26 protein-coding genes are annotated in these 22675 nt (G+C 65.1%); 9 read left to right on the forward strand and 17 right to left on the reverse strand.

Annotated elements, in window-relative coordinates; all coding sequences use genetic code 11:
- Nucleotides 1-131: 131 nt before the first annotated feature.
- Genes KDB67_RS15000 through KDB67_RS15015 form a run of 4 tightly spaced genes read left to right on the forward strand, consistent with a single transcriptional unit; the run spans nucleotide 132 to nucleotide 3401 of the window.
- Nucleotides 132-752 (forward strand): hypothetical protein, encoded by a 621-nt coding sequence (locus tag KDB67_RS15000; RefSeq protein WP_291017152.1) that lies wholly within the window; start codon nucleotides 132-134, stop codon nucleotides 750-752.
- A complete protein-coding gene (locus KDB67_RS15005) occupies nucleotides 749-2212 on the forward strand; it encodes an MlaD family protein (protein ID WP_291017153.1) in 1464 nt (487 codons plus the stop codon). Before KDB67_RS15000 ends, KDB67_RS15005 begins: the two co-directional genes overlap by 4 nt.
- Entirely contained in the window at nucleotides 2209-2760 is a 552-nt protein-coding gene (locus KDB67_RS15010) for a hypothetical protein (protein ID WP_291017154.1), read from the forward strand. The genes KDB67_RS15005 and KDB67_RS15010 overlap by 4 nt, the downstream gene beginning before the upstream one ends.
- Nucleotides 2760-3401 carry a hypothetical protein gene (locus KDB67_RS15015; protein ID WP_291017155.1) on the forward strand — a complete coding sequence of 214 codons (642 nt, stop codon included), beginning with the start codon at nucleotides 2760-2762 and terminating at the stop codon, nucleotides 3399-3401. The genes KDB67_RS15010 and KDB67_RS15015 overlap by 1 nt, the downstream gene beginning before the upstream one ends.
- A 4-nt stretch (nucleotides 3402-3405) precedes the next feature.
- Here KDB67_RS15015 and KDB67_RS15020 read toward each other — a convergent pair whose 3' ends face one another.
- From KDB67_RS15020 to KDB67_RS15085, 14 genes are all read right to left on the reverse strand, one after another.
- A complete protein-coding gene (locus KDB67_RS15020; protein ID WP_291017157.1) occupies nucleotides 3406-3834 on the reverse strand; it encodes a PaaI family thioesterase in 429 nt (142 codons plus the stop codon).
- Nucleotides 3835-3847: 13 nt separating this feature from the next.
- On the reverse strand, nucleotides 3848-4564 hold the full coding sequence (locus KDB67_RS15025; protein ID WP_291017159.1) for a TetR family transcriptional regulator: 717 nt from the start codon (nucleotides 4562-4564) through the stop codon (nucleotides 3848-3850).
- 242 nt (nucleotides 4565-4806) lie between these two features.
- Entirely contained in the window at nucleotides 4807-4998 is a 192-nt protein-coding gene (locus tag KDB67_RS15030; RefSeq protein ID WP_291017161.1) for a ferredoxin, read from the reverse strand.
- Between the two features lie 195 nt (nucleotides 4999-5193).
- Nucleotides 5194-5340 carry a DUF1059 domain-containing protein gene (locus KDB67_RS15035; RefSeq protein ID WP_291017163.1) on the reverse strand — a complete coding sequence of 49 codons (147 nt, stop codon included), beginning with the start codon at nucleotides 5338-5340 and terminating at the stop codon, nucleotides 5194-5196.
- A 77-nt stretch (nucleotides 5341-5417) separates the two neighbouring features.
- Nucleotides 5418-6071: a hypothetical protein gene (locus KDB67_RS15040; RefSeq protein ID WP_291017165.1), complete on the reverse strand. Its 654-nt coding sequence runs from the start codon at nucleotides 6069-6071 to the stop codon at nucleotides 5418-5420.
- Between the two features lie 10 nt (nucleotides 6072-6081).
- The gene (locus tag KDB67_RS15045; RefSeq protein WP_291017167.1) at nucleotides 6082-7071 is read right to left on the reverse strand and encodes an MlaD family protein; all 990 of its coding nucleotides are present in this window, start codon (nucleotides 7069-7071) and stop codon (nucleotides 6082-6084) included.
- Nucleotides 7071-8141, reverse strand: coding sequence for an MlaD family protein (locus KDB67_RS15050; protein ID WP_291017168.1), 1071 nt, complete (start codon nucleotides 8139-8141; stop codon nucleotides 7071-7073). Before KDB67_RS15050 ends, KDB67_RS15045 begins: the two co-directional genes overlap by 1 nt.
- Complete coding sequence (locus tag KDB67_RS15055) at nucleotides 8138-8527, reverse strand: hypothetical protein (protein ID WP_291017169.1); 390 nt, start codon at nucleotides 8525-8527, stop codon at nucleotides 8138-8140. Before KDB67_RS15055 ends, KDB67_RS15050 begins: the two co-directional genes overlap by 4 nt.
- Nucleotides 8528-8605: 78 nt before the next feature.
- On the reverse strand, nucleotides 8606-9229 hold the full coding sequence (locus KDB67_RS15060) for an MlaD family protein (protein ID WP_291017171.1): 624 nt from the start codon (nucleotides 9227-9229) through the stop codon (nucleotides 8606-8608).
- 2 nt (nucleotides 9230-9231) lie between these two features.
- Nucleotides 9232-10206, reverse strand: a complete 975-nt coding sequence (locus KDB67_RS15065) for an MlaD family protein (protein ID WP_291017172.1) — start codon at nucleotides 10204-10206, stop codon at nucleotides 9232-9234.
- Nucleotides 10194-11195 (reverse strand): MlaD family protein, encoded by a 1002-nt coding sequence (locus KDB67_RS15070; protein WP_291017173.1) that lies wholly within the window; start codon nucleotides 11193-11195, stop codon nucleotides 10194-10196. The genes KDB67_RS15065 and KDB67_RS15070 overlap by 13 nt, the downstream gene beginning before the upstream one ends.
- Nucleotides 11196-11200: 5 nt before the next feature.
- Complete coding sequence (locus KDB67_RS15075; RefSeq protein ID WP_291017174.1) at nucleotides 11201-12214, reverse strand: MlaD family protein; 1014 nt, start codon at nucleotides 12212-12214, stop codon at nucleotides 11201-11203.
- 4 nt (nucleotides 12215-12218) lie between these two features.
- Nucleotides 12219-13094, reverse strand: a complete 876-nt coding sequence (locus KDB67_RS15080) for an ABC transporter permease (protein WP_291017176.1) — start codon at nucleotides 13092-13094, stop codon at nucleotides 12219-12221.
- A gap of 4 nt (nucleotides 13095-13098) precedes the next feature.
- Nucleotides 13099-13974 (reverse strand): ABC transporter permease, encoded by an 876-nt coding sequence (locus tag KDB67_RS15085; protein WP_291017178.1) that lies wholly within the window; start codon nucleotides 13972-13974, stop codon nucleotides 13099-13101.
- A gap of 193 nt (nucleotides 13975-14167) precedes the next feature.
- Here KDB67_RS15085 and KDB67_RS15090 point away from each other — a divergent pair, with 193 nt between their 5' ends.
- Both KDB67_RS15090 and KDB67_RS15095 read left to right on the forward strand, forming a co-directional pair.
- A complete protein-coding gene (locus KDB67_RS15090; RefSeq protein WP_291017180.1) occupies nucleotides 14168-14974 on the forward strand; it encodes an SDR family oxidoreductase in 807 nt (268 codons plus the stop codon).
- Nucleotides 14975-15007: 33 nt separating this feature from the next.
- Nucleotides 15008-16279, forward strand: coding sequence for a cytochrome P450 (locus tag KDB67_RS15095; RefSeq protein ID WP_291017183.1), 1272 nt, complete (start codon nucleotides 15008-15010; stop codon nucleotides 16277-16279).
- Nucleotides 16280-16601: 322 nt separating this feature from the next.
- On the opposite strand, the gene KDB67_RS15100 is transcribed toward KDB67_RS15095, so the two are convergent.
- From KDB67_RS15100 to KDB67_RS15110, 3 genes are all read right to left on the reverse strand, one after another.
- Nucleotides 16602-16919: a GIY-YIG nuclease family protein gene (locus tag KDB67_RS15100; protein ID WP_291017186.1), complete on the reverse strand. Its 318-nt coding sequence runs from the start codon at nucleotides 16917-16919 to the stop codon at nucleotides 16602-16604.
- A gap of 399 nt (nucleotides 16920-17318) precedes the next feature.
- On the reverse strand, nucleotides 17319-18236 hold the full coding sequence (locus KDB67_RS15105) for a TIGR03619 family F420-dependent LLM class oxidoreductase (protein ID WP_291017188.1): 918 nt from the start codon (nucleotides 18234-18236) through the stop codon (nucleotides 17319-17321).
- A gap of 5 nt (nucleotides 18237-18241) precedes the next feature.
- On the reverse strand, nucleotides 18242-19063 hold the full coding sequence (locus KDB67_RS15110; protein WP_291017191.1) for a mycofactocin-coupled SDR family oxidoreductase: 822 nt from the start codon (nucleotides 19061-19063) through the stop codon (nucleotides 18242-18244).
- Between the two features lie 191 nt (nucleotides 19064-19254).
- On the opposite strand from KDB67_RS15110, the gene KDB67_RS15115 reads away from it, so the two are divergent.
- From KDB67_RS15115 to KDB67_RS15125, 3 genes are read left to right on the forward strand one after another with little or no spacing between them, the layout of a single operon-like run.
- Nucleotides 19255-20421: an acyl-CoA dehydrogenase family protein gene (locus KDB67_RS15115; protein WP_291017199.1), complete on the forward strand. Its 1167-nt coding sequence runs from the start codon at nucleotides 19255-19257 to the stop codon at nucleotides 20419-20421.
- A gap of 2 nt (nucleotides 20422-20423) precedes the next feature.
- Nucleotides 20424-21170, forward strand: coding sequence for a 3-oxoacyl-ACP reductase FabG (gene fabG, locus KDB67_RS15120; RefSeq protein WP_291017193.1), 747 nt, complete (start codon nucleotides 20424-20426; stop codon nucleotides 21168-21170).
- Complete coding sequence (locus tag KDB67_RS15125) at nucleotides 21154-22386, forward strand: acetyl-CoA C-acetyltransferase (RefSeq protein WP_291017196.1); 1233 nt, start codon at nucleotides 21154-21156, stop codon at nucleotides 22384-22386. Before fabG ends, KDB67_RS15125 begins: the two co-directional genes overlap by 17 nt.
- Nucleotides 22387-22675: the final 289 nt, after the last annotated feature.

Here is a 22675-nt window from a genome sequence, read left to right on the forward strand (position 1 = left end):
AGATCTGCGGTTGCCGCAGTCGTCTTCTTTTGATTCACAACCTCAGATCATGGCGCGGCAACCGCCCTGACCAGCGTAAACACACGCGTGATCGTCACCACTCCCGATCTACGGCTGTAGTACTAGACGGGATGAACCGGCTCACCGGTACCTTCAACGCACAGCAGCCCACCATCGAGAAGGCCCTGACCGACGGCCCCAAGATCCTGCGCATGCTCAACGAGGAACGTCCCGAACTGGTGAACGCGCTGGCCTCGGTCGACAAGCTGAGCAGGACCACCAACAGCGTGCTGCGGGCGAGTTCCGGCGATATCTCCACCACGCTCACCGAACTCGAGAAGTTCATCGAACAACTCGTGCTCAGCGGACCGAACTTCGTCAATTCGTTCGGCTTCCTGATGACCTTCCCGTTCCCCGCCGGTCAGGTGCCGCAATTCGTGCGCGGCGACTATCTCAACGGCGCGATCTATCTTGACCTGACGTTCAAGCGGCTGTCGCGGAACTTCGCCAAGACGATGACCAACCCGGAGAGCCTCGCCGGCAGACAGGCCGGCCGGGCGAGGGTCGGCGCCGATCCGTTCACCGCGCCGCTGCGGGATCAGAACGACCCGGACCAGCAGAGTACCGCCAAAAAGAAGCCGACCGCCCATAAGAAGACGGCCGAGAACAAGACGACCCAGAAGTCGGGTCAGAAGCAGTCCGGCAGGGCGTCGGCGACGAGTTCGGCTACACCGACCGGGGGACCGCGATGAACATCACCCGCAAGGTCAAGCTGCAGTTGCTCGCATTCGCGACAGTGGGAACGGTGGCGCTGCTCATCGTGGCCATCAGCTATCTGGCGATTCCCGCGATGCTGGGCATCGGTAAATATACGGTGACGCTCAATCTGGCGGCCAGCGGTGGTCTGTACAAGAATTCGAACGTCACCTATCGGGGCGTCACCGTCGGGCGGGTCGACGAGGTCAGACTCACCCCGGACGGCGTCACGGCCTCCTTGATCATCGATGATTCGGCTCGCATCCCCAAGAATCTGACACCCACGGTGCGCAGTGCCTCGGCGATCGGTGAGCAGTATGTGGATTTCGCCCTGCCGCAGGATGATTCGGAGAGCAACGGCAAGGCTCCGACAGTGGGATCGGCCGGGATGCTGCGCGATGGTTCGGTGGTGACCGGCGAGATCACCGTCCCCATCAGCGGGGTGATCGACCGCGCAGACGAGATGCTGGCCCAGATTCAGGACGGCAGCCTGCGCACCGTCGTCACCGAGGCCTTCGCCGCGTTCGACGGCCGCACCGAGGACGTGCAGCGATTCATCGACTCGGTGACACTGTTCCTCGCCGAGGCCAACAAGAACAGCGATGCGATCGTCAAACTGATCGACTCGGCCGAACCGGTGTTGGCCTCGCAGGACAACACCCGTACCGAGATCGCCTCGTGGACCCGGGACCTGACGACCGTCACCGACCAGTTGCGCGCCAATAGACCCGAACTCACCGGCATTCTCGACAAGGCACCCGCGGCCGCCGACAAAGGCAGGCAGCTGTTCGAGTCGCTCAAGCCGACGCTGCCGCTGCTCATCGACAATCTGTCGGTGACCGCCAAAACGCTTGCGGTGTACCACGCCAACCTCAACCAGATCGTCGTGATCTACCCGCGGCTGATCGCCGGACTGATCAGTGCGATGAACACCGAGGATTCCGACAAGGGCGCCAACGTGGACTTCGTGGCGTCGTTCCAGGATCCGCCGCCGTGCACGGTCGGGTTCTATCCGCTGGAGAAGCGGCGCAGCCCGGGTGACCAGACGGTCAAGGACTACCCGTCCGGAATGCTGTGCCGGGTGGCCCACGACAGTCCGCTCGCCGTGCGCGGCGCCCGCAACTATCCGTGCGTCGAGTACCCGGGACGTCGTGCCCCGACCCCAGCCGAATGCCGCACCGGCTACAAGCCGCTCGACAAGAAGAGCCTGCCGCTGCCCAACGGGGTTCCGGGCCTGGTGCCCAAACCCGCGTCGAATTCGGGGGTACAGGGCAGACTGGTTCCGGCCAATCAGAGTTCCGTCGACACGACACCGTCGGTCTATGCCACCAACTACGACCCGCGGAGCGGTGAGTACACGGGCCCCGACGGCAAGGTTTACCGGGTCGATACGGCGAGCAGCAAGGGGGAGGTCGCCACGCAGTGGGAGCAGCTGATCACCTCGACCTTGAAGTGAGCGACCCTGAAGTGATCGACCCTGAAGTGCGGAGAACCGGCGCGAAAAGGGCCGGGGTGCACTCGGCGCCCAAGGTCGCCGTGGCCTGCTGGGCAGTCGCGGCGGTGGTGATCCTCGCACTGGCCACCACACTCGTGGTGCTGTTGTCCACTGAGGGTTCGTCGGGGTCGGACGAGACCGACCGTGTGCGCTTCACCCAATACGCGGCCACGATGATCACCGAACTGACCACCCTCAACCGCGACAACGTCGACAGGGTGACCGCGCAGCTGAAGGCGGCCGGTGCGGGCACAGCACTGGGTGCTGACGACGAATCACTCGACCAGATCGTGGAACTGGTCAAGACACAGAACGTCACCACCACCGGAAAGGTCGTGCGGACCGCGGTATCGAAGCTCAGCGACTCGTCGGCGACCATTCTTCTCGTATCCGGCTGGCGGATGGAAAGCCCCGGTTCGCAGCCGCAGGTCAAGTCGTTCCGGTGGCGCGTGCGCGTCGACAAGCGCGAGGGCAAGATGGCGCTCGGCAAGATCGACTGGGTGGTGTGATGGCCGACGTCCCCGAATCCGATTCGGCACCGAAGCCGCAGCCGTCCGCCCGCGAAGTCCGCGTGGTGCGGCGCGCACGGCCGCGGCCGTCGATCACCGTGCGGCACATGGCGGCCGCGGCCGCGGCGGTCCTGATCATCGCACTGACCGTTGCCGTGGTCCTCGTCGCCTCCGGCCGTCGCGACGGCGGTCAGGTCGCCGACGCCCGGCATGATGCCGTCGCCAAAGGCCGTGAGGTGGTGGAGCTGATGTTCACCTATTCACCGAAGACGGTGCGCACCAACGTCGACAAGGTCAAGCCGATGCTGACCGGCAATGCGGCAAAGCAATTCGATTCGGTACTCACCGATGATCAGATGGTGTACATCGTCGACAAGAACGACGTGACCTCCACGGTTTCCATCGCCGACGCCGGAGTTGTTGAGGCACACAAGGATTCGGCGACAATCCTGTTGTTCGTGGATCAGACGGTCTCGCGAAAAGGCGCCGACGCCACGACGGTGGTACCCAGCCGCATCGAAATGGACCTGACCAAACACGAAGGCGGGTGGAAGGTTTCGGAGCTGTCGCTGATCTCCGACGACAGCATCAGCAAGGCGATCATGCCGAGTTCGGCCGCACCCTCCAAACCTTCGGGGTAGTCGGCTACACGGTGTTGAGGTCGGACTTGGTGACACCGGCGGGCGGGTCCATGATGGCGAAGTTGGCCGTGGCGACAGTGGCCAGCTTGCCGGAGGGCTCCTCGGTGACGGTGATGTCGATGACGGCCGACCGTCGGCCGCTATGCACGACCCGCGCCGTGCCGCGGGCGAAACCCTCACGGACGCCGCGGATGTAGCGGATGTTCATATCCGAGGTGACCACCAGTTTGCGGCCGGTGAGGCTGCCGATCACGGCCCGGCCCGCGACGGTGTCGACGAGGGTAGCGATGAATCCGCCCTGAATGGCACCGGCGTGATTGGTGATGTGCGGGGCCACCGGCAATTCGACCACCACGGAACCGTTCTCGTCGGTCCATTCCCGGAAACCGAGGAGAGTGAACAGATCGTAGATCGATTCGACGGTGTCGGTCATGACTCGGTGTCCCTCATGACACCGCCGCACGGTCGGCGATGAGCCGGGCGGTGTTGTCGAGGATGCAGCCCAGCACGTATTCGAAGTTGTGGTCGTTGGGGGCGCCCGCCACCCAGCCACGGGACTCGGCCTCGGCCAGCCGCGGGGTGTCCTCGGGTGTGATGACCAGGTTCTCGTAGTAGGCGACCGTTCCCGAATCCTCGGCCTTGCTGCGCTGGTAGAGCCGTTCGAGGACGATCGAGCCGCGCAGGTGCAGCTGAACGGCCGAATAGCTGTCGTAGGCGTCTTCGAGCGAGAGGCCCTCGGCCATCAGCAGGGCGACGATGCGCTCGATCTCCTTGGCGCCCATCGCGCCGGCCTTGGTGCTCATCGTCGACCGGATGAGCAGCAGGTCGCACAGGATCGGGTTGGCCAGGAAGGCCTGCCGGGTGGCGTGCGCGTAGTGATGCAGTTGGCTGCGCCAGTCGTCGCCGGTGGCCTTCATCGCGGCCGGGAGGTGATAGCGGGTGATGGCCCGGTCGGTCATCGCGTTGAGGAGATCGTCCTTCTTGCGGAAGTACCAGTAGATGCTGGTGACCCCGACGCCGAGGTGTTTGCCGAGCATGGGCATGCTCAGGTTGTCGATCGAGACCTCTTCGGCGAGTTCGAACGCGCCGTTGATGATTTCCTCGGGGTCGATCGACCCGCGCTCGCGGCGCTTGCGCTTGGGCGCGGTTTCCTGACCTGCCATGGTCGGGCCACCTCCTGTGGTGAGTGGTCGGTCCCGGTGCGGGACTGCGTGGACTGTAGGAACTGCGGGGGGTGTGTGGTTCGCACGGTGCGATACCGAATCGCGGCTTGTCAATTGTGCCGTTTCGGTGGGGCCAACCGCAATGTCAACAGTAGTGGTGTTGGTCATGCTTGCGGGCGTATTCGGCAGCCTTGTACGTCCTGAATTTCCGCGCGTGTTCGGCCTTCGAGTTGCGTGCTCGTTCAGGCTTCGATACTCAGGGCCGCCGACGGGCAGCCGTTGACGGCGTCCCTGAGCGCGGCCTCGTCGGCATCGCCGATGGCGTCGGTGTGGATGTGGACGTAGCCCTCGTCGAGGACCTCGAAGACGTCGAGGACGATGGACTCGCAGATGCCGTGACCGACACAGCGGTCACGGTCGACGATGATGCGCATACGGGCCCCCTCGGGCAGGTTGGACTCACTTACCGTAAGGACAACGGTAACCCCTCCCGTGAAGGTCGTCAACCTGCACCCGGGTAGCGTCATGCACCAGTTGTACGGGTATGAGCAGACGACGGCAGGCACCCCGAGATGGGATGCCTGCCGTCGTCCGGACCGGAGAATCCCCGGCCCGTCATGCTGTCGCCGTCAGTAGGAGATGAACAGGATCTCGTCCCGCGAATACTGGTGGTCGGGGTGTTCGGCGGCCAGGTGGGCCTGCACCTTCTCCACCAACTCGTCGTCGGTCTCCTCCCTGAACATCTCCCCACACGGGCATGTCAGTCTGCGAGCCATGGCTGCCTCTCCTCTGCGATCATCTGCCGAACCTGTGTTATCCATTGAACACCCGGACGTGATCGGGCACACATTCCCTATTTGGGCACGATGCTCTGCAGCCCACCGACGTCGGTGATCAGCCAGTCCCGGTTGCTGTCGATGGTGATGCTGTAGGTGACCGTCGTGGTCGCACCGCTGGGTGCTTGCGTACTCGTCGAGCTGACGTTGACGAACGCGTCCACCTTGTAGACGCCGTCGCTGACGGACTTGGTGACCGCGGTGATCGGCTCGGCCGTAGACTTCCAGCCCAGCGGCGCCAGGATCTGTTTGAGCGAGGACGAGGTGGCGTCGAACTTGGCGGCGAGTTCGGGTGTGGTGCCCTTCTTGAGGGTGGTGAACCACTCGTCGAGCTTCTGGTAATCGGTGGTCGCCGCGCCCACCGCGTAGTCCAGGGCGATCTGCTCGGCACGCTTCTCGTTCGCGGCGCGATCGTCGCGGTCGGAAACCTCCGAGCGTGCGCCGGCCCAGAGCAGGGCGAACGTGATCGTGGTTGCGGCCAACACGATCAGCGCGGCACCGACCGCGAGGGAACGCACGGACAGCGAAATCTGGCGTGGGCCACCACCAGTGACCGGTGCTGAATCAGCCGCAGGAGAAGCGGTCTTCGCCGAATTCTCCGAATCGTCGCTCAGTTTCTTTGTACCGGTCTCTATTTCGGATTCGGCGCTGTCGTCTGTCGGTGTGCTCACGGGCGGAGCCTCACTTTCCGGGTGGTATCACGTCGAGTTGCAGGCGCATGACGCCGTCGGCACCGACGGTACCCAATGCCTGCGTGAGCAACTCGCCGATGTCCAGGCGTGCCAGCGCCGTCGAGGACTGGTCGACCAGCGGCTGCAGAGCCGGACCCAGCGGTTTCAGGCCGGGCCCGATCTTCACCAGGACGTCGTTCATCTTGTAGAGGAACGGGATCATGCCGGTCGGACCGGTGTATTCGGCCGGATCGCGCTGCTCGGCGAGTGTGGCCAGTTCACCGGACATCTTCGAGATGATGCCGGTGCCCAGCGACTCCCATGACGGTCCGCCGTCGCGCAGTGCGGGACCGAGCCAGGCCAGGTCACCGCCGAGCCGCTGGATACTCGTCAAGAGCGTCTTGAGGTCTGGGTTCTTCGCGATGAGCGTCTGTGCGAGCAGCCGCGCCGACCGCTGCAACTGCGGCATGACGGTCTCGGTGCCCTCCAGGCCCTGACGCAGGGTTGCCACCAGGCTCGAGATGGCGTCGGGATCGAACTGTTCGAGCAGCGTGACGGCCTTGCCCGCGGTGTCCGAGATGGTGACCGGGGTGAAGCTCTCGTGGGTGTCGACGCGCTGTCCGTCGCGCAGATACGGACCGCCCGCCGAGTTGGGCCGGAAGATCATGTACGGCTCGCTGAGTGCCGACAGATTCTCCACGCTCATCACGCTGTCGGCCGGGATGGGCTTGTCGTCATCGACGCGGATGACGGCCTCGACGCCGCCGTCGTGACCGATCCGCAGATCGGTCACCTTGCCGACCTCGTTACCCACCACCAGCACAGGCGAATTGACCTCGATGCCGCCCGACCCCGACATCGCGACGGTGATGGTGCGGTAGTCCTTGAACGGTTCCACCCGCAGCACCGACACCAGGATGTAGACGATGCCGACGATGAGCACGGCCACGATCGCGCCAAGTGACAGGGCCGACGCCGGGATCTTCCGCTTGCGTGCCATCACCGCACCAGCCCGATCATCCGCATCATCTGTACCACCAGCTGCGACTGCGCATCACCGGTGAACGTCTGTCCATTGACCGTCAGCTTGGTGAGGTCCACCTTGGCGCCCGATGTCGACCACGGGATCAGGTCCTTGCTGATCAGGTCGATCAGCCGGCTCATGTTGTGCGGGTTGGTGGTGTCGAGCGGCCGCGCCCCGAACAGCACCGGCACCACCGCCGAGATCGCCTCGTTCGACGCGCCCATCAACGGCGCCAGCCACTTTCCGGGCGGTGCCACCTTGCCGAGGTCGGTCAGGATGTACACCATGTTCAGGATGGACGTCATCGATGACGTGGTGCGCTCGACGCCGGCCTCGGTGAGCAGCGGCGCGAGCTGATCACGCTGATCGATGACGGCCTGCGTGGTGTCGCCGAGCCCGTCGAGCAACGAGTCCAGCGAGCCCTGATGGCCGGCGAGATCCTTGAGATCCTTGCCGATGACGTCGAAAACCTTTGCCGTGCGCGTCAAGTCGTCGGGGAAGGCCTTGTTGACCTCGCGCACCGTGCTGATGAGGTTGGTGAAGGTGCCGTTGCCGGTGGCCGTGGCCAGCTGCGACAGGGTGTCCTCGATCTGCGGGGCCTGTGAGGTCTGCGTCAGTGGGATCGTCGAGCCACCGTGCAATACGCCGTCCGACGTGGCGTCGGTGGTGGTGAGCGCGATGTGCACATCGGACAGAGGGGCGGACTGGCGCAGCATCGCTGTCGTCGTGGTGGGCAGCGCGACGTCGGAGTCGATGTTCACGTCGGCGACCACGAATCCCTGGTCGTCGGTGGTGAGTTTGGCGAGCCGGCCGACGGGCACGCCGTCGGCGACCACCTGTGCGCCGTCGGGCAGGTTGAGGACGTTGGCGAACTGGATGTGCACCTGATAGGTGTTGCCGCCGGCGCCGCCGCCGGGGGTGGGCAGGCTGGATGCGTCGAAATCGCAGGCGGTGGCACTTAGCGACACCATCACAGCCACGCCGAGTACTGCTACCGCACGGCGTGCCCGAGAACTGTTGCTGGACAAGGTGATCGATGTTCTCATCGGGCTCCTCCGGTGAGCAGTCCAGGCAGCAGGCCCGCCAGCGGACCCGCATCGGTGCATCCGGAACCCTTGCGGCCCAGCACAGTACACAACTGCTTCGATGAGAGTGTGGGCAGCGCAGCGGGTTTCGCTGAGTAGCGCAGGGTGAACCGCTTGGTCCGCGGGTCGATCGAGTTGCTGAACGCGCCGGCGATCACCGGTAGCCGGTCGATCATCTCGGTCACACCCGTGACGCCCGCGGAGATCTGGGCGGGCAGATTGTCCATGCTCTGCACATGGTTGATGAAGTCGGCGCCGAAGAGCATCGCGAGGTCGTTGAGCTGCGGCACCACATAGCGCAGGCGTTGCAGGATCTCGGCGGCGGGGACGGTCATGTTCTCGTTCACCGAATCGATCGTCGGTTCCAGCCGGGTCAGGAACGACTTGATGTCGGCCCAGTGATCGGCGGTCGGTTCGGTGATGCCTTAAAGATTTGTGATCATCTCGCCGAGGCGGGCGATCGCGGCGTCGGGAGATTTCAGTGCCGAGCCGAGCTGGGTGATGACGGCATTGATGTCCTCGCCGGTGCCGTCGAGTGAAGCGGACAGGCCCTTGAGGCCGCGGGAGATGTCCTTGGCCTCGGCGGGTGTCATGCTGCCGTTCATCTCGTCGGCAAGCTTCGACAGTGCGGCGAAGGTCTGGGTGATCGACTGTGGGGTCAGCGTCTTGGTGATGCACTTATGCGAATCCCAGGTTGGCGCACCGGGTTCGGGTTCGGCGCCGATGAGGGCGAGCCTGCGGTCGGCGATAAGTGTGTGTGAGAGCGTGGTCGCCCCGACATCGGCGGGCAGTCTGCGATCTTTGCGGATCTCGAACATCACCTTGGCCTGCGTGCCTTCGGTGCTGATGGTGGTGACCTTGCCGACCGGAACGCCGAACGAGGTGACCGCGCTGTCGCGGAACAGGCCGATCGAGTCAGGCATCAGGGCGCAATACGAACGGGTGTCGGAGTCCGCGGAGCATGAGCGGTAGGCCAGGGCCGCAACCGCGGCGACGATCACCAGCACCGCGACGATCAGCTTGCGGCGGGAGGCGAGGATTGTCTTCACCGTCAGCACCCCTTCTCCGGGGTCGGGACACAGATCGAGATGGGTTCACGCTTTTCGCCCGTCGCGGTGCGCAGTTTGTCGCCGATCTGTTTGATCGAGCCCACCAGCTCACCCCATTTGTTCAACAATTCACCGAGCGGTTTCTGCGCTTTCGCCAGCTCGATCGCCATCGGGCGCAGCGTCGAGTTGTAGTGCTTGCCCAGCGGTGTCAGCGCCGCCAGGATGGTGGCGACAGAGCTCAGCGCCTTGCCGGTGACACCCATCTTGGCCTCCGCCAGATCCTCCAGGAAATTCCACGAATCGATGATCTGGCGGAACGCGCTCTTGGTGTCCTCGATCGCGCCCACGTATTCGTCGGCCATCTTCAGGGTGCGTGAGACGTCGGCGTTCTGCTTGTCGAGGATCTCCACAATCGAATCAACTGCGGCGACAGCACGTTTGAGCGACTCCGGATTGTCGGCGGTGGCCTTCCCGAGGGTCTTCATCGTTTTGCGCAGGGTTTCGCCCTCGATAGCGTTGACCGGTTCGATGGCGTCCTGAAAGATCTCCGGCAGGCTGTAGGGCAGGATCACCCGGGCGGCCGGAATCGTCGCCTTGCCCAGCGGAGTACTGCCCGCGGGCTGCAATGCGACGTAATGCCCGCCGACGACGGTCAGCATCCGCACCGACAGCGAGGTCTCCGACCCCACGAAGACATCGTCCTCGACGGTGAACTTGATGCTCGCGTGGTCGGGATGCAGCGCCACCTCGGTGACCTTGCCGACGCTGATACCGGCGAGCCGGACGTCGTCGCCCTTCTTGACCGAGCCCGCATCCGACACGTCGGCCCGGTATTCGGTGGAGTCCAGATCGATCACCGAGATCGCACCGATGACACCGAGAATGATCGCGAGCACCGCGAAACCGATCAGCCCCCACTGCCGGTCGGAGAAGAGCGGGCCGTTCCCCTTGTTCTTCTTTCTGATCAGGCCTGGCACAGTGTGATCCTCTGCTTGCCCAGCAGCACGGTGAGTGCGGCCGGCGGGGTGGCGGCGCCCTTGGAGCACGTGAACCTGCCCGCCTCCGGGGTGACCGCGGCCAGGAACTGCAGGAATCCGGGCAGCCGGTTCAGCGATGCGATGGTTTCCTCCGGGCTGGGGAAGGCCTGCGCGAAGAGGCGGTCGATGTCGGGGTTGGGGTCGCCGGTGAGGCCGAGCACCTTGAGCATGTTCTCCAGCGGGAACAGGATCGGCGGGATCTCGTCGGCGAACTGCGCCAGCAGCGGCACTTTGTCTTTGAGCTGCAGGAACAGGATGGTCAGCTGCTTGATCAGCGCCATCGCATTGCCGGAGCCGCCGCCGATCTGGTCGGAGACCCGCGACAGATTGCGCACCAGCACCGAGATGACCTGCTGCCGGTCGACCGCGTAGTCGCTGAGCTGTTCGATCGCGGCCAGCGCCGGTCCGATGCCGTTGCCGGTGCCCTCCAGGACTGCGTACAGGCTGCCGGTGAACTTGTTGAGCTCCTCCGGGGACAGTTGCCGCAGTACGGGTTCGAGACCGTTGAACAGCGTCGTCACATCGAATGACGGCACGGTGCGGCCGGTATCGATGGTGGAGCCGGGGGCGCGCAGATCGGCCTTCTGCGTTGCGGTCAGCGACGACTGCTGGATGTCGATGTAGCGCTGGCCCGTCAGGTTCTGGTACCGGATGGCGAACTTGGCGTCCTTGGCGACACGGTGGTTCTTGAGCAGATCGAAGGTGACCTTGGCGTCGTTGCCCTTGAGGGAGATGCCGGTGACCTTGCCGACGCTCACCCCGAACTCGCGGATGTCGTTGCCCACCCGCAGCCCGTTGGCGTCGGTGAACAGCGCGGTATATCCGGTCACATCACCCCGGATCGGCTTCTCGATGGTCCGCAGCACGCCGACGAGGATGACGGCCATGACCGCGGCGAACACACCGATCTTGATCAGCAGCGAAGGCATGCTTTTCACCGGCCACCCCCTGCGGTCGGGTTGAGTGTCAGAGCCAGCCGCAGGACCGGTTCGGCAGGCGATCCGCCGAATGTCCCGGAGATGCGGGTCAGCAGCTTGGCCAGCTGTGCCTCCGTCGTCTGCGGTGCGGGCACGGCCGTGGCCACCGCGTTGAGCAGCGGTACCGGGAGCGCGGCGAGGCCGGCGTAGTCGGGCTGAAGCGTTTCGAGCAGATTGGCCAGGCCCGGGATCACGTTCTTGGCCAGCACTGCCACCGTCGCGTCGAACCGGGCCTGCTTCTCGGGGATCTCCAGGTACGGATGGTCGTGCACCATGCGCAGCAGGATCAGTCCGCCGTCGAGGGTGGACGGGAATCCCGACAGCGCCGAACCGAAGTCCCGCAGGATCGGCGAATACGGCATCTTCTGGGTGTCGGCGACGGTCTCGACGGTGGTGACCAGCGCCTTCATCAACGGCGAGAACGCCTTCGCGTCCTGGGCCACCTTCTTGACCAGGTCGGCGAGATCGGGGGTCAGGACGTCACCGCTGAGTCTGCCCAGGGACAGCAGCATCGTGGAGACGGTGGCGTCGTGGACGCGGTCGCCGTGTTCGCCGGTCAGATCGACGGTGGTTCCCGAACGCAGCGGCGCACCGCCCTCCTGCGCGTGCAGACCGATCTGGGTGATGCCGAACAGATTGGCCGGGGAGTAGTCGATCGACAGGGCGTCGGTGAGCCCGGTCAGCGAGGGATCGTCGAGGTGGACCTTGATCGCCTGACCGCTGTCGGTGCGCGTCACCGAGTCGACCTTGCCGACGACCACGCCGCCGCGCCGCACCTCGGTGCCCTTGGTGACGCCGTCGCCGACGTCGTCGGTGAGCAGGGTGACGGCGATCTGCTTGTCGTCCAGACCCCCGGACGGGATGATCCGCCAGGCGACGACGGCGAGCACGGCCGCGACGATGGCGCCGATCGCGACGATACGGGCGGTGTGCGTGTGGGTGGTGACCCCGGCGAGTGCGTGTCTGGCCATGTCGCTACCCCGAGAACCTGATCGGTGATTGCAGTCCCCACAGCACCAGCGTCATCACCATGTCGAGGGCGATGATGCCGACGAGGCTGGCGCGGATCGCCCGGCCGGATGCGATGCCCACGCCCTCGGGACCGCCGGAGGCGAAGAAGCCCTGGTAGCAGTGGATCAGGATGATCGCGACGGTGAACACCAGGATCTTGATGATCGAGGCGACGATGTCCCAGCCGAGGACGAACTGGGTGAAGTAGTGGTCGTAGACGCCGCCCGGCTCACCGTGCAGGGTCGTCACCACCATCCGCGTCGACAGGTAGCCGACGACGAGGGCGATCACATACGTCGGGATCATCGACACCACGCCGGCGATGACGCGGGTGGTGACCACGAAACCCACCGCGCGCACGCCGAGCGCCTCGATCGCGTCGATCTCCTCGGAGATGCGCATCGACCCGATCTCGGCGGTCATCCGGCAACCGGCCTGCGCTGCGAACGCCACACCGGCGGCGATCGGGGCGAGCTCACGGGTGTTGGCGAAGGCCGAGATGACCCCCGACACCGGTCCGAGCGAGACGAGTTCGAGCGCGGTATACGCCTCGATGCCGATGGATGCGCCGATCGCCGCACCCATGATGAGCATGACCGGGGCGGTGCCGCCGCCGACGATCAGTGAGCCGCGGCCCCACGTCATGTCGGTGATGGTCGATATCGTCTGGCGGCGATAGTGCTTGAGCGTCAATGGGATCGCCGACAGCACGTTCCAGCAGAAGGCGAGTGCGAAGCCGACCGATTCGAGGAACTTGCCCGGATGGATACGGGCGCGGAGCGCGTGTACGGGCCGAAGGACCTTCGGTGTGTACTCGGCGGGTGTGAGGTTCTGGGTCATCGGCTCAACCCATCCTCATCGGATAGAACATGTTGACCACCTGCGTGATCCCGGTGTTGACCACCATGATCGCCACCACCGAGAGCACCACCGCCGCGTTCACGCCGTCGGCCACGCCGCGGGGTCCGCCCTTGGCCTCCAGGCCGCGCTGGCAGCCCACGACCACCACGAGCAGGCCGAAGATCATCGATTTGAGCAGCGACACCCACACGTCGATGCTCGTCGCGAACGCGCCGAACGACATCCAGTAGCTGCCCGGCGTCACATCCAGCGACGAGACCGCCACCAGATATCCGGCGACGATACCGACGGCGATGATCAGGATATTGATGAGCGGGGCCACCACCAGCATCGCGATGACGCGCGGGGCGACCAGCCGCTGCACCGGGTCCACACCCATGACCCGCATGGCGTCGATCTCCTCGCGGGTGGTGCGGGCACCGAGATCGGCGGCGATCGCGGCGGCCCCCGCCCCGCCGAGCAGCAGGCCGGTGGCCACGGGTGCGCCCTGTTTGATGACGCCCATGCCGCCGGCGGCGCCGATCATCGAACTGGCACCGAGCTGGTGCACGAGGTTGCCGACCTGCGTCGACACGATCACGCCGAACGGGATCGCCATGAGAATGCCGGGAATCGCGGTGACGGTGATGATGAACCACGCCTGGGTGAGCATCTCCCGCAGCGGGAAGCGCAGCGACGCGATATCGGTGATCGCGTACCGCAGCGCCGATACACCGAGCCGGGTGGTGCGGCCGAAGGTGTCGATGGAAGCGCCGATGCGTCCGGGTCGGCGCTCGGCTCGCACGGCGTCGGTGCGCTCCTTGGCACGGGCCGCGATGGCGCCGGCAGCGGCGACATCGGGTGCCTGCGTACTTGTCATCCTCACCTCCCCGCGAGTCTGTTCGGCGCTCAACAATATATTGCGGCGCGTGATCGGCTGTGGCCTATGGCACAGTATCACCTATAGAATGGTCTACGGTATAGGTATCCATAAAGGTGACGATTGCGGCCTGGAAGCCCGATCGACAAGACAACGCCCTGATCGCCGGGCATGGGAAAGGTACGGGACACACATGAGTGCAACCCAGACGAGTGACAAGCGGCGTGGTGTGGTGGTCGTGGGGGCCGGATCGGGAATCGGAGCCGCGGTCGCCGCGCGCTTTCATGATCAGGGTGATCGGGTGCTCGGTGTTGATGTGCGCTTCAAGGAGGACACCCCGTGGGAACAGGTCGTCCTCGATCTGCGTGATCTCGACGCAGTCGGCGCGCTGATCAAGCGTTTGGACTCCGACGGGCAGGGCTGGGATGTGCTCGCCTACGTCGCGGGTATCCCCGGAACCTTCGATGCCGGCGATGTGCTACGCGTCAACTTCCTCGGAATGCGCACTCTCGCGCTCGGGTTGCTGCCGGTACTGCGCAGCGGCGGGGCGATCGTGTCGGTGGCCTCGGTCGCCGGACTGGCCTGGCAGGTGCGGGCCGACGCCCTCGCCGGACTCCTCGACGCCTCCACCGGCGACGAGGTCGACGCCTGGCAGGCGAGTCAGGATCCCGGCTACGCCGTGTACAGCACGTCGAAGGAGGCCTCGATCCTGTTCTCCAAGAAGATCTCCGGGCCGTCCTGGCAGAAGTACGGCATCCGCGTCAACACCGTCAGCCCGGGCCCGACCGACACGCCCATCCTCGGTGATTTCAAGAAGTCCATGGGCGACGACACCATCGAATTCGTGCGCTCGACCGCCGGCCGCCACGGCAGCGTCGACGACATCGCACCGGTGGTCACCTTCCTGGCCTCCGACGACGCCCGATGGATCAACGGCCAGGACATCCAGGTCGATGCCGGCGTGATCGCGGGCATGGGTGTCGGTCCCTACCAGATCTGACTTTCCTCACAGCCCAACGAATCCGGAGAAAACATGACCAACGCCGAAGCAATCGCCCACCCGTACTCCACGGTCGACATCTCCAGTCATGCCTTCTGGGAGCAGAGTTTCACCGAACGGGAGAAGACGTTCGCGAAGTTGCGCGCCACCGACGGACTGACCTGGCACGAGCCCACCGAGGCGCTTTTCCCGCACGAGGAAACAGGCTTCTGGGCCCTCACCCGCAACGCCGACATCCGTTATGCCAGTGCACATGCCGACGAGTTCTGTTCGGGCCGCGGTGTCACGCTCGGCGCCATGCCCGTCGAGATACAGAAGGCCACCACCTTCTTCCTCACGATGGACGCCCCCGAACACACCCGGTACCGGCGGCTGATCTCGATGGCGTTCACGCCCAAGCAGGTTCGCAAGATCGAGGAACAGATCAAGGCCAACGCGGCTCGCATCGTCGACGAATTCATCGCCGCGCTCGATGGTGGGGAACCCGTCGACTTCATGGACGCCGTCGCCAAGAAGCTGCCGATGCAGACCGTGTCCGAGATGATCGGCCTGCCGAAGGATCAGCACGAGACCGTCGCCGCAGCAGCTGAAGCCGTATTCGGTACGAGTGACGACGAGGTGGGCGGCGACCTGCAGGAGAAGGCCGTCTTCCTGATGATGCAACTCGGGGTGCTCACCACCGCCGGTGTCGAACTGGCCAAGGACCGGCGCGTCAATCCGCAGGACGACCTGATGACCAACATCGTGCAGGCCGAGGTCGACGGGCACAGCCTCACCGACGAGGAGGTCGGCGCGTTCATGGTGCTGCTGGCCTCGGCCGGTAACGACACCACCAAACAGACCACCGCCCATGCCTTCAAGGCGCTGATCGACCACCCCGACCAGCTGGCCTGGCTCCGCGAGGACGTCGACGGCCGGATCGGTGGCGCCGTCGACGAGTTCGTCCGCTGGGGCACCCCGGTCATGCAGTTCACCCGCACAGCCACCCGCGACACCGAACTCGCCGGCACCAAGATCAGTGAGGGCGACAAGGTCGCGCTGTTCTACTGCTCGGGCAATTTCGACTCCGAAACCTTCGACAATCCTGAGGTTTTCAACCTCGACCGGTTCCCCAACCAGCACGTAGGTTTCGGTGGCGGCGGCCCCCACCACTGCCTCGGCAAGCAGCTCGCCGTCCTCGAACTCAAACACCTCTTCACCGAGCTGGTCACCCGCATCCCCGACGTCGAGTTCGTCGGCGAGGTCGAATACACCTACAGCGACTTCGTCCACGGCGTCAAACGCATGACCATCAAGAAGCGCTGATCTCGTCCTTTGGCCTCGAGGTGGTCCGGTCATGCGGGTATCTCGCCGGACCCTTCGTGACCCTCGCTCCTTCGTCGCAACGGCCTCAGGGATCAAGGTGTTGTGTCGCTGGGGGCATCTTGCCGGACTCTTCGTGACTGTAGTTTCTTTGTTGTTTCGGTTTCGGGGGTCATGGTGTTGTGTCGTCGGGGGTATCTTGCCGGACTCTTCGTGACTGTAGTTTCTTTGTTGTTTCGGTCACGGGGGTCAAGGTGTTGTGTCGCTGGGGGTGTCTTGCCGGACTCTTCGTGGCCTCGCTCCTTCGTCGCTTCGGTATCAGGGATCAAGAGGGTGGTTCCGGCGTCTTGTTGTCGCTATCGCCGGATCTGGTTCTGCGTTGCGACAATTCGCGGAGGAGTTCGGTGTCGCCCGCTGCGAGGGCCAGCTTTTTGGCTCGTGACCAACCGTGGAGGCGTCGCTCGGCGGCGTACGCTTCGCTGATGTCTCCGAACTCCAAGCACCACAGCAGTTTCAGCGGTCGACGGCGGCTGGTGAATCCGATGCGCCCGGTGGTGTGCTGATCCATCCGGGCATCGAGATCACGCGTACTGCCGACGTACAGCACTTCCTTGGCGCACTCCAACACATAGACCCAAGCCATAGAGTCATTCTCACCGGAAATCTGCGATTGCGAGGCCACCATTTCTCAGCTGTGGATAGACCGGTGATCCATCCACAGAGGGGGACCGCTCACCGTGATCCCTGTGGCCGTTGCGGCGGGTGCGCGACCGTTCATCTTGATCCCTGTGGCCGTTGCGGCGGGTGCGCGACCGTTCATCTTGATCCCTGTGGCCGTTGCGGCGGGTGGGCGACCGTTCATCTTGATCCCTGTGGCCGTTGCGGCGGGTGGGCGACCGTTCATCTTGATCCCTGTGGCCGTTGCGGCGGGTGGGCGACCGTTCATCTTGATCCCTGAGGCCGTTGCGACGAAGGAGCGAGGGTCGCGAAGGGTCCGGTGAGATGAGGCGCATGACGTCACCACCTCGGACCACACACAGAATCAGCCGAACAGGGCGTCGGGGGCGCGGGCGATGTAGTCGACGGCGGACTCGGGGCTGGTGCCGTCGACGTGGATGACGGCCCAGGTGGCGCCGCGGCGGCGCATGTCAGACAGATAGTCGCGGGCCTCACGCACCGCGGCGGCGTCGTCGAGATCGGTGTGCGGCAACACGATCTGGATGTCGAGCTCGTCCGGGTCGCGGCCGGTCAGGGCGAGTTCGGCGCGCAGGCCGGTGAGGATCTCGCTGAACCTGTCGGGGGTTTCGATGGCGCGGGTGCGGATGACCGAGGCGAACATCTTCGGGGTGATCAGCGGCATCCACCCGGCCCCGTGGGCGACGACGCGGCGCAGTGCGGCCCGGCTGTTGCCGCCGATCCAGATCGGTGGATGCGGGTCCTGCACCGGACGCTGCAACCACAGTTCACCGGTCGCGGCCCAGCCGTCACCGCTCAGCGGCGTCGACGGATCTGTCCAGATCGGCGCGAGTGCACCCAGCGCCTCATCGAGAAGCTTTGCCCGGTCCTCGAATTCGACACCCACCGCGGAAAACTCCGAACGCAGATACCCCGCCCCGACACCGGCGATGAGCCGGCCGCCGGACAGAATATCGAGGCTCGTCAGTGATTTGGCGATCTGATACGGATTGTGGAACGGCAGCACGATCAGATTGGTGAGCAGTCGCAGGGTGCTGGTGGATGCCGCCATAAAGCCCAGCGCCGCAATCGGATCGAGGGTGTTGTGCCCACCGTTGTTGCGCCACTTGGCCGACGGTGCCGGATGTTCGCTGACGGCGACGGCCGAGAACCCCGCCGTCTCGGCCGCCGTCGCCACCGAGCGGACCACGTCCGGTAGCAGGAAATCGTCAGGGGCGCCGGGGATCTCGCTCGGATACTCCAGCGTGAACTTCAACTCACTCATGATGATCAGTACTGGGTGGTGCCCAGGTCGACGGCAATCGACGCGGCGGTGACGTGGCGGGCGTCGTCGCTCGCGAGCCACGCGACGGTGGCGGCCACGTCCTCCGGAGTGGTCACCATGTCGGGCAGGAACGCCGCCATCGTCTGCTGCAGTGCAGGATTGGATTCGAGGGTCTCGCCGATCCGGGCGATCATGTCACCGCTGCCCATCGGGGTGACGACCGCCCCCGGATGCACGGTGTTGACCCGGATCGAATGCTTGCCGAGTTCGGCGGCGAAACCGCGCGCCAGGCCGACGACGGCGTGCTTGCTGGCGGTGTAGTGGATCATGAACGGCTGCAACTTCAGTCCGGCCGCCGAACTGATCAGGATGATCGAACCGCCCGCGCTTCCGGCGATGATCGCGGGCACGGCGGCGGTGACGGTGTTCCAGGTGCCGGTGACGTTGACGTCGAGGAGAGTTCGGAACGATTCGGGGGTGATCTCGTCCCAGGTCTGGGGTGCGCAGATCCCGGCGTTGGCCACGACGATGTCGAGACGGCCCAGCGCGGCGACGCCGTTGTCGACGGCCTTGCGCACGCCGTCGAAGTCGCGGATGTCGACCGCGGAGGCGATGATCTTGCGGCCGGTGGCCTCCACGAGCGCGACGGTCTCGGCCAGGTCCGCGGGGGTGGCCGAGTCGTAGGGGATGAAATCGGGCAGCGGTCCGGCGATGTCGATGCCGATGATGTCGGCGCCCTCCGATGCCAGCCGGATGGCTTCGGCGCGGCCTTGGCCCCGGGCGATGCCGGTGATGAAGGCGACTTTGCCCGCCAGTCGATCGCTCACGATGTCACTCCTGTTCAGGCCGGGTTGACTGGGTGCCGCCGACCGCTGTAGTAAGTCTAACTGTAATGCGTACCATATTGTCTACCGATCCGGTCAGGCGCGGCGTGACCCGGCGTTCGGGCGCATGGGTAACGTGAGCTGCGTTGATCGAAGTCGGTGCCGATGGTGCCGACGCCAGAAAGGAGCCCGCTGTGGCCGTCGACGCCGACGATTTTGCCGAGATCCTCGCCCAGGTCAAACACTTTGTCCGCTCAGTGGTCATGCCGCGCGAGGACGATATCCTGGCGACCGACCGCATTCCCGACGACATCCGGGACCAGGCCAAGGAGATGGGCCTGTTCGGGTACGCGATTCCTGAGGAGTGGGGCGGCATCGGTCTCGACCTCACCCAGGACGTCGAGCTGGCCATGGAACTCGGGTACACGACGCTGTCGCTGCGGTCGATGTTCGGCACCAACAACGGCATCGCCGGGCAGGTGCTGGTCAACTTCGGCACCGACGAGCAGAAGTCGCAGTGGCTGGAGAAGATCGCCTCCGGTGAGGTCGTCGCCTCGTTCGCGCTGACCGAGCCGGGTGCCGGTTCCAACCCGTCGGGGCTGCGTACGAAGGCCGTACTCGACGGCGACGACTGGGTCATCAACGGCGAGAAATGCTTCATCACCAACGCGCCGAGCGCCGACCTGTTCGTCACGTTCGCCCGCACCCGTCCCGCCGACGCCGACGGACCCGGGATCGCGGTGTTCCTCGTCCCCGCCGACACCCCCGGTGTCGTGGTGGGTCCCAAGGACGCCAAGATGGGCCAGGAAGGCGCCTGGACCGCCGGTGTCAGCTTCACCGATGTGCGGGTTCCGGCGTCGTCACTGGTCGGCGGTTCCGAGGACGTGGGCTATCGGGCGGCGATGATCTCCCTGGCCCGTGGCCGCGTCCACATCGCGGCACTGTCGGTGGGCACCGCCCAGCGTGCCCTCGACGAATCGGTCGCCCACGCCGCCACCGCCACCCAGGGCGGCACTCCCATCGGCGACTTCCAGCTCGTGCAGGCGATGCTCGCCGACCAGCAGACCGGCGTCATGGCGGGCCGTGCCCTGGTCCGTGACTGCGCCCGAAAATGGGTCACCGAGGAGGACCGTCGGCTGGCGCCGTCGGCGGCCAAACTGTTCTGCACCGAGATGGTCGGCAAGGTGGCAGATCTGGCGGTGCAGATCCACGGCGGCACCGGCTACATGCGCGGGGTGCCCGTCGAACGGATCTATCGCGACGTGCGGCTGCTGCGCCTGTACGAGGGCACCAGCGAGATTCAGCGCGTCATTCTCGGTTCGGGACTTGTCAAGGCAGAGAAGAAGAAGCAGAAGGGCTAGGAATGTCAGGAAACGTGCTGGCGGGTAAGACCGCCGTGATCACCGGTGGCGCACAGGGACTCGGCTTCGCCATCGCTGAACGCTATGTGGCCGAAGGGGCCCGGGTGGTGCTCGGCGATCTGAACCTCGACGCCACGCAGGAGGCCGTCGAAAAGCTCGGTGGTGCCGACGTGGCCGCCGCAGTGAAATGCGATGTCGTCAGCGCCGACGACATCGACGCGCTGCTTGCCACCGCGCAGAGCACCTTCGGGGGCCTCGACATCATGGTGAACAACGCCGGAATCACCCGCGATGCCACCATGCGCACCATGACCGAGGAACAGTTCGATCAGGTGATCTCGGTGCATCTCAAGGGCACCTGGCAGGGCCTGCGCAAGGCGTCGGCCATCATGCGCGAACAGAAGTCCGGTGCGATCGTCAATATCTCGTCGATCTCCGGCAAGGTCGGCATGATCGGCCAGACCAACTACTCGGCCGCGAAGGCCGGCATCGTCGGCATGACCAAGGCCGCCGCCAAGGAGATGGCCTATCACGGGGTGCGGGTCAACGCCATTCAACCGGGACTGATCCGGTCGGCGATGACCGAGGCTCTGCCCGAACGGATCTGGAACGAGAAGGTGGCGCAGGTGCCGCTCGGGCGCGTCGGTGAGCCCAGCGAGATCGCCAGTGTCGCACTGTTCCTCGCCGGACCCGACTCGTCGTACATGACCGGCACCGTGCTGGAGGTGACCGGTGGCCGGTTCATCTGAGCTTCGTACCGCGGTCATCTGCGAGCCGGTACGCAGCCCGATCGGCCGGTACGGGGGAATGTTCAAGTTCCTGTCCGCCGTCGAACTCGGGGTGGCGGTGCTGCGCGGACTGCTGGCGCGCACGGGCATCCCGGCCGAGGCCATCGAGGACGTGATCCTCGGTCACTGCTATCCCAGCAGCGAGGCGCCGGCGATCGGCCGCATCGTCGCTCTCGACGCAGGGCTGCCGATCACGGTGCCCGGCATGCAGATCGACCGTCGCTGCGGCTCCGGTCTGCAGGCGGTGATTCAGGCGGCGATGCAGGTCGCGACCGGCCAGAACGACCTCGTCGTGGCCGGCGGTGCCGAATCGATGAGCAATGTCGTGTTCATTTCCAGCGATATGCGTTGGGGCGGAGCGCGATCGGGTGTGCAGGTGCACGACGGCCTGGCGCGGGGCCGGGTCACCGCGGGCGGCAAAAACTATCCGGTGCCCGGCGGCATGATCGAAACCGCTGAGAATCTGCGTCGTGAGTACGGGATCTCGCGTCGGGAGCAGGACGAACTGGCGGTGCTGTCGCATCAACGGGCGGCAGGGGCCCAGGCCGACGGTCTTCTCGTCGACGAGATCATCCCGGTCACGGTGACCAGTCGCAAGGGGTCCGAAGAGATTTCGGTCGATGAACACCCGCGGGCTGATACGACGGTCGAATCGCTGGCTGGGCTGCGACCGATCCTGGGCAAGCAAGACCCGGAGGCCACCGTCACCGCGGGCAATGCCAGCGGGCAGAACGACGCCGCGTCGATGTGCATAGTCACCACACCGCAGAAGGCGGCCGAACTGGGCTTGCGTCCGCTGGTGAAACTGGTGTCGTGGGGCGTGGCCGGTGTCGAACCCAAGATCATGGGTATCGGACCCGTGCCCGCCACCGCTGCCGCACTCGGCCGGGCCGGCCTGGACCTGTCCGATATCGACCTGATCGAACTCAACGAAGCCTTTGCCGCACAGGCGATCGCGTGCATGCGCGAATGGGACTTCGGGGAGTCCGACCTCGAACGCACCAATGTGCTCGGGTCCGGTATCTCGCTCGGTCATCCGGTGGGCGCCACCGGCGGCCGGATGCTCGCCACCCTCGCCCGGCAGATGCATCAGCGCGACGCCCGGTACGGACTGGAGACGATGTGCATCGGCGGTGGTCAGGGTTTGGCCGCTGTCTTCGAACGAGTGGGGGACTGAGGATTCTAGTGTCACCGGACCCTTCGAGACCCTCGCTCCTTCGTCGCTTCGGCCTCAGGGATCAAGATGATGCCTGCTATTGATCCCTGAGGGTTCGGTCATCGGATCCTCACGGTGCTTCAAGATGATGCTCTGCATTTGGTTCCTGAGGGTTCGGTTATCGGATCCTCACGGTGCTTCAAGGTGATGCTCTGCTTTTGGTTCCTGGGGGTTCGGTGGTTGGATCTTCATGGTGCTTCAAGGTGGTGTTCTGCTTTTGGTTCCTGGGGGTTCGGTGGTTGGATCTTCA

Source organism: Gordonia sp. (in: high G+C Gram-positive bacteria) (assembly GCF_020438995.1).
GTDB lineage: Bacteria > Actinomycetota > Actinomycetes > Mycobacteriales > Mycobacteriaceae > Gordonia.